Genomic DNA, 12,744 nt, shown 5'->3' with positions numbered 1-12,744 from the left:
ATTCTTTGATAGTATGAAATATGCAGGGTTTTATACAATGCCGTACTGGTATGGTTTTTTGTGTTCCCGTTTGTTACTGGATTAGCCCAAAAATTGTATAAGATCCTACATGCTCCTAGCATTATTAAAACTACCTATTTTTATATCAAAAACTGCTTAGCGTGGGGGTTTTCCAAAATGCTGGATGTACCCCATCGCTATCAAGCTAAAAACTCAAAACCACCCTAAAACGAAGATGTTGTAGAAGTTGCTCAGTTCTATTGTTTTGCAGCACAGCAGTTTATTTCGCTAGGTTAATTGCTATATTTGCAAACACAAGGAAACCAAACTCCTTCGTGAATCGTCTAACTATATGGAAAGGGGTTTGGAAGGATGGAAGAAGCTGTTGCAAATGTACTCATGTCCGATAACCATGAAGCTGTCATCAGTCAAGCTATGGAATTGCATGGACAAGCTCTACTAGAACTGGTGTACTCCTATGTACAGAACCAGGAGCTTGCGAAGGATTTAACACAGGAGATCTTTATAAAATGCTACCAAAAGCTGCACCAGTATAATGGGAAAGCGAAATTTAAAACGTGGCTTTGGCAAATTGCCATTAACCATTGCAAAGATTACCTGAAAAGCTGGTATAACAGAAATATTTTTATATCAGAAGAGCATGCTGGCGCAGCTGCCAGTACGAGAGAAGCGGTAGAAAACGAGGTTGTCGCCAAAGACGAGCAGGAGCACCTCGCTCAAGCCGTCATGAACTTGTATGCTCCCTATAGGGAAGCTATTTATCTTCATTATTATGAGGATCTCTCTATTAAGGAAATATCTTATGTGACAGGATTGAATCAAAATACTGTGAAAACCCGGCTGAAGCGGGCAAGGGTTCTATTAAAAGAAAGTCTGGAGGGCTGAGGTATGGAAGAGCGTCTCAAGCATTTGAAAAAAGCCATGAAGCAGCATGCATTCAATCAGATTACCTTCTCAGAACAGCAACGGAAACAGATTCAACAAAAAATAAACCGAATAAGCGAGAAGACAGAGAAAGACATACTAATTGCCATGCTGCAGCTGCTTGCACAGGAGAAAACAGGGTATGAGTTACATACACTTTTATGCGCCAGAGGTATTGCGGCGTTTGAAAATAATGAGGGCAGTCTGTATATGCTGCTGCATCATTTAGAGCAAAAAGGACAGTTGCAGGCCCGTTGGACAGAAACAGGAGGCAAATATTACTCTCTTACACGCAAAGGGTGCAAGCTGCTGCAAACAGCTGAAAAAGCGAATGTCGGCGCTGCTCTGCAAAAGCTGCTGGAAGGGTGGTCGCTACATGAACAGCTATAAGGACAGTTTTTTGAAAACGGTGCTGCAGCATATTAAGTCCAAGGAGGCAAAGGACTTTGTCCGAATGGAACTGGTTCATCATTTATCTCGGTCCAAGGCACAGATGCTGGCAAAAGGGATGTCGGAAGCGGAAGCAGAGGAAAGGGCTGTCCGGCAAATGGGGAATCCGATTGAGCTTGGCAAGCAGTTTAACAAGCTGTATCGGCCCAAGATAGACTGGATGCTGATTAGTTTGTGCGTATTGGCGTTTGCAATGGGACTACTGCCGCTTTTGAACGCACAGGGGGTATATCCAGGCATAATTTCAAGGCGAATCTTGCATATCGCCCTTTCCTTGACTGTAGCTGTTGTGATGATGTTGGTGGACTACCGAAAGCTGGAGCGGCACAGCTGGTGGTTCCTCGTCATTGGACTAGGGATTCTTGTTGTACTGGCCTATTTTCCTTACACAACGATACGGGCACAACCTTACATGTATATTCCTGGTGTTGGTGTTATCTCCAGCGACGCTGCCCTGCCCTTCCTTTGTCTATTTTGGGCATCCTATCTTGCCAAAAACAATGCGAAGTTATGGGCTGTTATTTCTATCTATCTGGTCACTGTGTATTACTATATATCTCTGCCGAATCTGACAGCAGCTATGATTTATAGTGTTGTTGTGTTTACCATGTTCCTCGGAAGCAGCATAGGACGGAGGCTGATGTATCCAACGGTTGCTGCCGTCTGTGGACTGGGTATCATTGCCGCTTTTCTTTTTTGGCTGCACAGCGCCTCTTATCAAAAAGAGCGCATCCTTGCCTTTTTGCATCCGGAAGCACATGCGCAAGGGGGCGGCTTTATGTACCTGAAAATTAAAGAATTAATGGCTGCAGGAGGCTGGTTTGGTACCTCTTCCTACTCCGGATATATACCGGCACCGGCCGGGGAGCTTGTTTTGGTGAACATCGCCCACTACTATGGCTGGATTGTGACAGGCTTGCTTGTCGCTGTGCTGATTCTTCTTCTGCTACGGATGACAGCTGTGCTCAGGCAGACAAAAACAAGCTTTGGCAGACAGCTGCTGATTGGAGTTCTTACTATGTTCGCTGTCCAGTATCTGTACAACATTGGCATGATCGCAGGATTTTTCCTGTTAACCTCTATAACCTTGCCGTTTGTCAGCTATGGCTTTACCTCTGCCATATTGGATGCTTTTCTGTTCGGTATCGTGCTGAGCGTTTGCCGCCGCAGACATCTTGTTCCAGTTACAAGCAAATAACAGTAGCAAATGGAATGAAACTACTATATTGCCAATTCCCAATTGTTATTTTATATTAGTTTTATCTTAATACTTAAATATAGTAATTGCATGTAAGGACACACCTACTGCGTTTATACGCGATAGGTGTGTCCTTTTTTTACTGGGAAAAATTAGTAAGAGGACGTAAAATGGAGAAATTAAATGCTCAAGAAGTAGAATTAAATGTTAATGATGACTTATTAGATACGGTGTTACAGGAAGAAGAAAAGGGTAACAAAGCAGTAGAAAAAGAAGAAGAACTAATTGACTATAATCGCGTTCGTGCTTATGAATTAGAAGAATTAGTAATCATGAAACGTAATCGTAGCGTTGGTAAAGGTTTAGTAACACAAGTTTCTGAAAAACTGTTCCCTACAAAGCGTGGGTCCGAACGTATTCCTGTTTTAACGCTTCAAATTGGTAAACACACAACGGCATATTGCCCAATTGATGAAGCTGGTATTCGCGTTCCACGAAATCCGCAATGGTTAGTAGGTAGAGAAAAGCCATTTGTAATTGAGCACTTCCAAAAGACAGAGGAAGGCAATATTGCGATTGTTTCTATTAAAGCAGGGGAGTTAGCACTATCGAAATCATTATATGACGAAGTAACAACTGCAAAAGCGAAACAAGTATATCCTGCTCATGTTGTTGGCGTTAATGAAGACCGTCGTTATGTATTAATTGAACTTAAGGGTGTTCAAGCGATTGTTCCATTTGATAAATGGTCATACTCATACACAACTGCTGCTTCTATTTCAATTGGTGAATTAGTAGAAATCATTATAGACCGTGCTGTCGAAAGAGAAGATAGCTACTTATTTGTAGGGAATAAACGTGCTTTAGAGCAAGATCCTATGGAAAAGCTATCTTCTATCCAAAAGAGAAAAGACCGCTTCATCGGAAAGATTCAACAAGTAGACCCAATCGCAGGGATTTTCGTTGAGGTAGCCCCTGGTATTGTATTTAAAGGTTTAAAAGGAAGAGGAGTAACAGATCCTACTGTATTAGATGCAGAACATAAAACATTAGTGACTTGTGAATTACTATCAATCGATAAGAAGAACAAACGAGGGACTGTACGCATTATCAATTATCCGCAAGGGCAGAAGAAAACTCTAGAAATATTCCGTTACTAGGCCATGACAGTAATTGCAGAGCAGCCGCAAGTGTATTGTCCCTCATTACACTTATTGTCGGAAGAAGAATTAGAGAGATTATCTATATTCCGTCTACACGATAAAAGTAAGAAATATAGATATTCACATAGTAATGAATTGGTATCCATTCGTTCATTCCTGCAAGAAGATGAAGCTTGGATGGTCCTTTATTTCATAGGAGAACATGTTAGCGTAAGATATAGTCAATTACTCTTTTTTATGAAAAAGAGACTAAATCGGCAGGCGATGAGTCGCATTTTGAAAACACTTGATTATTATCAGATTATTCAAAAATGGCGAATTCAAATTCGGCAGGATGAAGAATCAGAAGAAGCTGCTTCATACAAGGAAAGTGCTTTTACCATTACAGAGTATGGCTACCAGCTCCTAAAGTACTGGTGTGGACAGAAGTACTTTTACCATCCGAAGAATTTTGAAAAGCATGGTAAGTACGTTCATTTAAGATATTGGCAGGATATCGATATGCTGTGTCATTTGCGAAACCAACCTAGATACCAAGACCATATCATGCACGCAAAGTTAACACACGGACTGCTTCCATCGTCTTTCAGTTTTCGTGTAAAGCAGAAAAAAAACAATGAAATCAATTTTATTGTGTACTCTGTAATTGAACGCGTATTAAATCCATCATGAAAGCCTGGGATGAATTCGTACAAAAAGGTAAAAATCTAGTTGTACTTGATTATCCAGTGAATCCTGCTGCTCTTGTGATCTATGTACCTACAATCAAAAAGGCGAAGTATTTGAACCGAGAGTTAATGCTAGACTTGAAGACAGTTAATATTCGTCTATGTATCGGTGAAGTGTTACATGAACAAGGATTAAGCAATGCTTTCTTTGATCCATTGGCAGAATGTGAATTAAAACAAATTCACATTCCTCTATTTAACTAAATTAAACCGTTTGTTGTTGTTGGCAAAATATCCAGTGATAACAAGCGGTTTTTTGTATTTTAGGTCTTGATAAATGAATGCTGCTGTTATTAAATTAGGAGGTATTTTAAATACAAAATTTCACAATTATTGTTTAATAATTTAAATATATCTATATTGCGATTAATTATGTATCTTTAGTATTACAGAGGTGAAAAATTACTGTTTAATTATAATTGCCTGGGAGGTGTTTAGGGTGAACAAAATGTCTTTAGGTCTTATTTTTGTTTCAGTAGGTATGGTATTCTTACTTTTATCATTAGCAGTATCGTTACCGACTGTTTTATGGGCAGTTTCACTTGGGACAAGCATTGTACTGAATATAACTGGTGCTGCAATATTACTGCAGTTGATAAAAACAACCAAAGAAAATATGTGATTAGACTAAGTGGCTTCATAACTAATTGGAGTCACTTATTTTTTTACTTAGGATTATACCGCATTAACGGACAGCAATATCCCCACTTATGGAAGTCTCATTTTAGAACTTACTATTCTTTCTTACTAAGTAATTTAGTACATATATAGGGATCTTCCATTTATTTCAGTATTAGTATGTCCATCCTCTATCTTTGTTAAACATACGTTAGCTAATAGATTCGTTATAAAGGGGTACCACCACATCGCTATCAAGCTAATAAAAAGAAATACCCCCTAAAATGAAAAAATAGGCTATTCCTGTGGATTTAAAATAAAGTCACAATGTTTCTAAAAAAGATGCGATGTTTGCAAAAAAGTTATGATACTTTGCCCCTTTTGAATTTAGCTATCTAAAGAGATGTTTTTATAGTGAAAGGAAAAGCACGTCTGAATTAAAAGGTGGATTAGGGAATTATTGAGTGATAATAGAGTTGTTCCGTAATCGGACCAAATTGTATAATTAGAATATGATTAATAGAGAAACAGGTTGTTTTATAATAATGTAGAATGGCTCTGTAAGGTGATTAAAGAAATGGTCATATTACACATATGTTGACATCTACAATTAGACTTTTCAATAAGTTTAATATTTTACCGCAGAATGCTTATCATAAATATTCTAGAAAGGAATGCCTACATATGTCTAAAATGGTTAATATGCTTTCTATATTATGGCTCCTCAAAACGAGGAACCAAATGACTGCTAAGGAGTTAGCAGAGGAATTAGAAATCAGTATCCGTACGGTGTACCGCTATATTGATGCTCTGTGTGCAAGTGGAGTACCAGTCATTTCAGATGCAGGACATAATGGTGGGTACAGTTTACTGAATGAGTTTACAAAGGCACCTTTGTTTTTTAACCAGGATGAGCAGAAAGCGCTTGTTCATGCTGCAAAATTTGCAATAGATGCAGGGTATCCCTTTAGTGAAACGCTTGATGAAGCAATTTCTAAATTAAAAATGTATACAAACGAGGAACAACTGAATCATATCAATCGTCATTTAAGAGGGTTTGAGGTCATCCATCCCACTGCCGAACCGTCTTTGAAATCTATTCTTCAAGATTTAGAAATTTCTGTTGCCGAAAGTTATAGGTTATTTATTATTTATCGTAAGGATGGGGAAATCGAACCACAATCACGCCATATTGATCCTTATGGCCTTGTTTATTGGAAAGGTAAGTGGTACACAGTGGCTTATTGCCATCTGCGTAAAGAAATTCGAAGTTTTCGAATCGATCGTATTCAATCATTATCCAGAACAGATAAAAAATTTGACCGACCCTTGGGATTTTCAGCACGTTCTTTCTTTCTAAAAGACATTTTACCTGATTCAAACCAACTTGAAAAACTCATTTCTGTCCGTATCAAAGGCAAGACACATGCGCTTGATGATTTATGTCAGCATTGGTTATTTAGTCATGCTTTAATAGAGCGAAAAAACAATCAAGCTCTTTTTAAGGTTGATAAAGAGTCTATTCATACCTTTGTACCTTACTTTCTTCTTCCTTATGGTAAATCTATTACCATCCTGGAGCCAACTTTATTACAGGAAAGATTGGCAACTATCAGCTTTGAATTATTCAATCATTATAAAAATACTTCACTTCACTGACCGTAATTGTCAGTGAAGTTTTTTTATAATGTACATGTACAGAATTAAATTTTTAGGAGGCATAAAAATCATGAAGGATTTGATGTATCAATTTTATATTGCAGGTACACCAGAGGAAGTTTGGAAGGCATTAATCTCTCCTGAGGGTACAAAACAAATTTATTATGGGTCCGTCATTAAATCTACATTTCAAGTGGGCCATCTCTTGGAGTATGTCGGTCCTGGAGTAGATGGAGATGAAACGGTGCATGTATACGGAAACGTATTGGAATATGAACCGAATCAGTTACTTCGATTTACTCACTATCCTGGAAAGTCTTATATGAAAGATGATCATGCATTTGAGTCAAGAATTTCTTATATTCTAGAGCCTGTTGGCTCATGCACGAAATTGACACTCATTCATGACCAGTGGAAAGAAGGTGATCCCTATTATGAGAACAGCAACAAAGCCTGGTGGATGATTTTAAATAATACAAAGACTTTAGTAGAAACAGGAAGTACTCTAGACTTTGGTGAAGGTTCATAGGTCCGTCACAAATGATTTAACAGAAAGGGAGTAGTGGAGCACAACGCCTTAACAAATTTGTGTTTTAAGATTTATGTTGTTTAGTCTAGCTCACTAATTGTGAAGTAAACGACTTAAATGTGACTTAAAAAACTTAACCGTGATCTAGAATTTTTCTATATAACTAATCTCTTTGAGAAAATATATATATTTTCTCAACCATCGGGCGAGATTTTGGAAGATCGAAGGTAGAAAATTATCAAACTTTCTAATAAAACTATAACTTAAAACTGCTAGAAAATAATTCATTTTGATTAATCTTTTTTCAAAATGGATTATTCTTATTTACTATATAATATGGGTTTGTGGAGTGTTTTTGATTAAACTTTATTTCAGGCCAACAATTCTTTCTGTAGAATCAAAAGAAAGGATGGTATTGGTATATGTCTATTTCTGTATCCGATGAATTACAACTATTTGCTCAAGAGATTCAAAGCTTTTTATCCCCAAATACCCTACGAGATTTTGCTAGAGATGTTGGTTTTGTACAACGAACCAGTAAGTACCAAGCAAAAGATTTAGTAGCTTTATGTGTATGGATGAGTCAAAATGTTGCTAAAATCTTTTTAACATTTACTTAATGTTCGTTAGGTACGTTTTACGTGTATTCACTTGATTGAATATCGACTGAAGTTTACTATGGGATAAACTTGGTGGAAAAATCATTCTAACACTAAAAAACACGTTAGAAACCTGATGCTAACGTGTTTTTTCTCTAGTTAAATGCGATTATGGTCAGCCTTCCAATCCTTGATAGCTTTCTTAATGTCATCCGGCTTTAGCCCTTCGGCAGAGGCTTTTTTACACAAATCTGCAAACTCATTGTCGCTAGCGAATCGTAACGCGACAATTTGACCCATACTGAGGGCGGGATCGAGTAACTTTCCGGTTAGTACATAATAACGAAGGCCTTCCTCTGCTCGAATTGCCCGGTCTTGCGCCTTTAGTGCATAGATTCTTACAAGCGCTGCAACGATAACGATAATAATCATAATCAATACAAGAATAACAGCTTGAAGAATATTAGTTCCCGCATTAATAGCGCGGACCATATTTGTAATTGCACCTACCAACGTTCCTAAAACTAAAAGTGTCAATACATAATGATACACAGGATGCATACGAGTATGGTTCTTATAATTTTGAGATTGCATGTATTTCCCTCCTATTCTCTATCTATCTTATTTACTCCCATTTAAATATATAACACGCAACGACAAACGCACAAATGAGGCATCTACAACATTAGTAGGAACACATACTACAAGTTCTCCTCTGATTGTTTATAAAAAACTTCCGATAACAAGAATTATGTAAATGAGCCGTCCATATGGGCAGCTCATTTTATTTTTTGTTAGTAGTAAGTAACCACATACCAATCTCAAAAAATATTACTATAAACAATGTTTGAATAATATTTTCAACCCATTTAAATTGATTATAATTAACATAGTCAAAATATATAAGAACAACGTATAGAGGTAATATAAAAATCAATGGTCTTTTATATTTCATATCTATTATTCCCCTCCTCCCTTGTTTTTGGGTGTAAGTGCTGGCTCGTCGTGTGGGGACGAAACCCCACGAATTTAACGTAACTAAGTCTTTGTAAGCATAACTAATATGGTATAATATGGTTAATTCTGTTTGTAAAAAGGAGAAATGTTTAATGGGAGTTTTTACAGCATTGTTAGCAACTAGCTCTATTTTATTATTAGCTTGGGTTGTAGGTGAAAGAGAAAAACAAAATCAACAATAATATTTTATATTTAAGGGTAATTATAATTGTTAAAAAAGCTAGCAATGATCTAGCTTTTTTTTATTTACAGGTGCTTTAATCCCTTTACTTATAGTATTTTGAATGTATATTTTCGTTAGTGATTTTAGAGAAAATGAGTGAATTTCGATAAACCCAATAAAATCAAGGAAATGAATGTAAACAAATAATAAAAAGTTTACTTTCATTTTCTTAATAAAAAATATAAAACTTATTAGTTAAAATTTTATATTAATGTTTTTTTTCATGGGAGTAATAGGGATTAAATTAACTTAATATTGGGAATTTTTAACATAAATATTATCAATTTATTATATATTCCATTTGTGTAAAATTATTAGTAAGCTAAACTCTTTTTTAAATCTTTGCCCCTAACAAAGATTTAAAGGTATTAGCATTTTTCTGGTTTAAGATATGTTGAAAAAAAGAATCTATTACAGATTCTTTTTTTCTTTTTCTATCTTTATGAAAGTAAACTTCTATTCAAAAGTTTACTTTCATAGAATTTTGTATTTTTAGCGTACAATTTTTTACTTTGGTAATGTGATACTTATATGCAGTTATGCTAAATTTCTGGAGGTTACTGCTTTGACTTACATGATTGTCCAGTATCTATACTCAAAAACAAGGAGTATTATGCAATAGGTGACTAAAGTTACTTGATAAATTATCGATTTATTTTGAATTTATGATTTAATTTAAAATATCCACTTTATTTTTTAGGAGCTAGTTTAGTGTTTACTATTTTTTATGTAATAAAAGGATTATTTACTTCTAATTCATTATTAAAATTTGCTTCCTTAAAAGATATTATGATTTCGATTGTGATTTTAGTAATCATATGGACTATGTTGGCTATTGTTTTATGGCTGGTATTTAGTTTAGATTCTACTTTTTAAAAAAAATTTAAAGAACTAATAGGGGGACAGACCGAAATCGAGAAAAACACTTCAGGCAAGCTTCAATATGAAAATAAGTGATTTTAATAACTAAGAGTATTCCGATACCTATTTTTCTATACAAAAAATGTATATTTTTAAAAATAATGGTTTTAATGGGATATTTTTGGTATAATCATCATATAATAATAATTTAGGAGGGGTTTTATGCAAATCATTGCATCATTATTATCACAATATTGGTATAAGCTACAACCCGTTTTGAGTACAGTATTAAATCCAGCTGACTATAAAAGTCTTATTGTTGCTGAGGACAATGGGCTAAGTGCTCTTATTCACTGGCTTAACACACATCCAGATCTAGTGAATATTATTGTTAAAATAATCAAAATCATCTTAGGAATATCTATAATTACTTGATTTTACAAGGTTTCTTTTGAAACTCTATATTTTTACTATGAAAAAAATAGAAAATTTATCTAAACATACATAAGTTTTCTGAAGATAATTTACTTTATATTAAACTAATAAAAAGGAGCCAGCTTGTAAGCTGACTCCTTTTTATTATTGTTATTGGATAGATTGGGGGAGCACGCACATTTTAACGTTTTTATACGCTAAGGGATTTTCAAAACTCATTACTACTAATTTTAATTGAGATTTTGATTTTGAGATAAATAAAATTCCCTTAGGGTAGTAAAATAAACATTTTTTTATGTATTAAAAACAAAATGTTTATTTAGGAATATTATAATTATTTATTGTTAATTTTTAGTTATTTATTTTCTAAACTAACTATTAAGGTTGCTAAAAGTACACTAAAATATATACTTACAGCTGGAGCTGTTAATACATGTCCAGAAATAAATGCAATTCCAAGACTTAATAATATTCCTGTTGCAATTAATGAATATTTAATTGTAAGTACCTGTTTAAAATTTTTAATTATTAAAAATAAGGTTTTAAAACTATAGTAAACAAAGGGCAATATCATAAATATAAAGCCAATAATTCCAAATGCATAGAACCAATCATGGAAGTCTCTTTCAGTTAATTTAGGATTTTCTTTGTAGTTCCCCCCATATCCCATACCAAATAGTTTTTGAGATATTGGAGCTTCTTTAAAGGATTTTATGTAATTTTGAACAAATAATTCGCGACTACTAAATATAATATTTTGCACTTCATTCTTTTTTTCTTCTGTTTTTGTTATTTCTTTTGGTTCTGGTTTATATTGTTGTTCTTTTTCTTTGAATTCTTGAGTTTGTACCATTTTTTGGTGAACTGTTATGTTTTTCATAAATGCTGTATCTTTGTATGTCCTCTCGATCTTAAATAATATGTGATTTTAGTGATTGGTTTTTTCATTTATTCTTTGAATGCTGAATAGATATCAGTCTAAAAATATTTTAAATTTATATAAGTTAATTAAGGAACCTTCTTAATGTACGAAATTTGCGTTTTGTTGGCGGGACCTAGGAACAAAGAAAATCATTGCGACCACAGAACAACAAAAGAACAGCATATTCGGTTGGTTTCGGCGCAAAAAAATAAGGCATGCATGGAGATATCATGCATGCCTTGATCCCAAGAGGGTACATTATTACTTTATTCAGGATCAAAATTACATTTCTCACATTTAAAGTATACCATAGTATAGATTATTTTCCTATATTTACCTGTTTTTTATGCAAGATTTTATACAATTTTAGATTGAGAAATAAAACGGTAAGGATTCTAAAACCCTATAAAAAGGAGGACAATTTATGGTAAAACATATCAGACTAATTGCTGCTATAATCGTACTCTTAGGTCTTACTTTATATGATAAAATATCAAATAATCCAATAGTTAAAAATTGTATTTTAACTATATTAATATTTGTGTGTATTTTAGTTAGCTTAGAATATATTTTTAATAAACATAAGTATACTCATTTAGATAAAAAATTACATATCTTTTTATCTATAATTCCACTAATTGTAGCATTTTTTATGATATGGCTTATTATTTTATCTCTTTAAAAAAGACTAGTAAATAACTAGTCTTTTTCTTTTATTTACAAATACTAAACTTAAGGACCTATATAGGAGTCCCACCCCATACCCATCAAGCTAAGATTTTGAGACACCTCCATAACGAAATTTTTACCTTCTACAGTTATTTATGAGAATTCAGCTCATTTTTTTCGTTTTGGGAAACAATCGTTTTCTTAAGTTAATGTCCATAGGGTAGCACCCCTATATGTGGGGTTGAAATAAAGTCCGATAATTTATAAAAAATATTGATAATCAATATTAAAGTTTGATAAGAATGCTGTACAGAGATAATAAGGCTCTGGTGCAAAAAATCTAAGAAGCTTGAACATACTGATATTATCAATCTATAAAGGATGTGTATCCGTATGAAAAAGCCAACAAAATTTAAGTGGAAACATTACGAACCCGAAATTATCTTACATGTAGTACGCTGGTACCTCCGGTACAGTCTGAGTCTTCGTGATCTCGTAGAGATGATGGAAGAGCGTGGAATATGCGTAGCACATACTACGATTATGCGCTGGGTTCATAAATATGGACCAGAACTTGATAAACGCATTCGTCCGTATTTAAGGAGAACCAATGACTCCTGGAGAGTAGACGAAACTTACATAAAAGTAAAAGGACAGTGGATGTATCTATATCGTGCAGTAGATTCTGAAGGGAACACGATTGATTTTTACCTAAGCAAAACTAGAGA

General features: G+C 34.4%; 14 protein-coding genes and 1 pseudogene. 13 read left to right on the top strand and 2 right to left on the bottom strand.

The annotated features are described in order from the left end of the window. Nucleotides 1–372: 372 nt before the first annotated feature. The 10 genes and pseudogenes from ACFQZ1_RS09805 to ACFQZ1_RS09760 form a co-directional block, all read left to right on the top strand. Nucleotides 373–906: a sigma-70 family RNA polymerase sigma factor gene (locus ACFQZ1_RS09805; RefSeq protein WP_377881941.1), complete on the top strand. Its 534-nt coding sequence runs from the start codon at nt 373–375 to the stop codon at nt 904–906. Between the two features lie 3 nt (nt 907–909). Further along, the gene (locus ACFQZ1_RS09800) at nt 910–1,335 is read left to right on the top strand and encodes a PadR family transcriptional regulator (protein WP_377881939.1); all 426 of its coding nucleotides are present in this window, start codon (nt 910–912) and stop codon (nt 1,333–1,335) included. After that, nucleotides 1,322–2,593: an FtsW/RodA/SpoVE family cell cycle protein gene (locus tag ACFQZ1_RS09795; RefSeq protein WP_377881937.1), complete on the top strand. Its 1,272-nt coding sequence runs from the start codon at nt 1,322–1,324 to the stop codon at nt 2,591–2,593. The genes ACFQZ1_RS09800 and ACFQZ1_RS09795 overlap by 14 nt, the downstream gene beginning before the upstream one ends. A 170-nt stretch (nt 2,594–2,763) precedes the next feature. Next, complete coding sequence (locus ACFQZ1_RS09790; protein ID WP_377881935.1) at nt 2,764–3,753, top strand: RNA-binding protein; 990 nt, start codon at nt 2,764–2,766, stop codon at nt 3,751–3,753. Nucleotides 3,754–3,756: 3 nt separating this feature from the next. Further along, entirely contained in the window at nt 3,757–4,428 is a 672-nt protein-coding gene (locus ACFQZ1_RS09785; protein ID WP_377881933.1) for a hypothetical protein, read from the top strand. Beyond that, nucleotides 4,425–4,688, top strand: coding sequence for a hypothetical protein (locus ACFQZ1_RS09780; RefSeq protein WP_377881931.1), 264 nt, complete (start codon nt 4,425–4,427; stop codon nt 4,686–4,688). Before ACFQZ1_RS09785 ends, ACFQZ1_RS09780 begins: the two co-directional genes overlap by 4 nt. Nucleotides 4,689–4,923: 235 nt before the next feature. Continuing rightward, nucleotides 4,924–5,106, top strand: a complete 183-nt coding sequence (locus ACFQZ1_RS09775) for a hypothetical protein (RefSeq protein WP_377881943.1) — start codon at nt 4,924–4,926, stop codon at nt 5,104–5,106. Nucleotides 5,107–5,786: 680 nt separating this feature from the next. Then, nucleotides 5,787–6,761, top strand: a complete 975-nt coding sequence (locus ACFQZ1_RS09770) for a helix-turn-helix transcriptional regulator (protein ID WP_377881929.1) — start codon at nt 5,787–5,789, stop codon at nt 6,759–6,761. A 70-nt stretch (nt 6,762–6,831) separates the two neighbouring features. Continuing rightward, on the top strand, nt 6,832–7,290 hold the full coding sequence (locus ACFQZ1_RS09765; RefSeq protein ID WP_377881928.1) for an SRPBCC family protein: 459 nt from the start codon (nt 6,832–6,834) through the stop codon (nt 7,288–7,290). Nucleotides 7,291–7,712: 422 nt separating this feature from the next. Continuing rightward, nucleotides 7,713–7,901: pseudogene (locus ACFQZ1_RS09760) on the top strand (IS4 family transposase); the annotation flags it as partial. Nucleotides 7,902–8,048: 147 nt separating this feature from the next. Here the strand turns inward: ACFQZ1_RS09760 and ACFQZ1_RS09755 are convergent. After that, nucleotides 8,049–8,483, bottom strand: coding sequence for a DUF6526 family protein (locus ACFQZ1_RS09755; protein ID WP_377881926.1), 435 nt, complete (start codon nt 8,481–8,483; stop codon nt 8,049–8,051). 1,729 nt (nt 8,484–10,212) lie between these two features. Between ACFQZ1_RS09755 and ACFQZ1_RS09750 the strand changes: the two genes are divergently transcribed. Then, nucleotides 10,213–10,425 carry a hypothetical protein gene (locus ACFQZ1_RS09750; RefSeq protein WP_377881925.1) on the top strand — a complete coding sequence of 71 codons (213 nt, stop codon included), beginning with the start codon at nt 10,213–10,215 and terminating at the stop codon, nt 10,423–10,425. 355 nt (nt 10,426–10,780) lie between these two features. Here the strand turns inward: ACFQZ1_RS09750 and ACFQZ1_RS09745 are convergent, their stop codons facing one another. Then, nucleotides 10,781–11,305, bottom strand: coding sequence for an O-antigen ligase family protein (locus ACFQZ1_RS09745; protein WP_377881923.1), 525 nt, complete (start codon nt 11,303–11,305; stop codon nt 10,781–10,783). A gap of 466 nt (nt 11,306–11,771) precedes the next feature. Here ACFQZ1_RS09745 and ACFQZ1_RS09740 point away from each other — a divergent pair, with 466 nt between their 5' ends. Together ACFQZ1_RS09740 and ACFQZ1_RS09735 are read left to right on the top strand one after the other, a co-directional pair. Beyond that, nucleotides 11,772–12,029 (top strand): hypothetical protein, encoded by a 258-nt coding sequence (locus ACFQZ1_RS09740; RefSeq protein ID WP_377881921.1) that lies wholly within the window; start codon nt 11,772–11,774, stop codon nt 12,027–12,029. Between the two features lie 380 nt (nt 12,030–12,409). Beyond that, the coding region (locus ACFQZ1_RS09735; RefSeq protein WP_377881919.1) for an IS6 family transposase at nt 12,410–12,744 on the top strand (335 nt) is incomplete at its 3' end.

It is taken from the genome of Bacillus sp. CGMCC 1.60114 (assembly GCF_042676365.1).
GTDB classification, from domain to species: Bacteria; Bacillota; Bacilli; order Bacillales; family Bacillaceae_G; genus Bacillus_A; species Bacillus_A rhizoplanae_A.
Note: the sequence above shows the minus strand (reverse complement) of the source record. Positions and strands in the feature narration are given on the sequence as shown.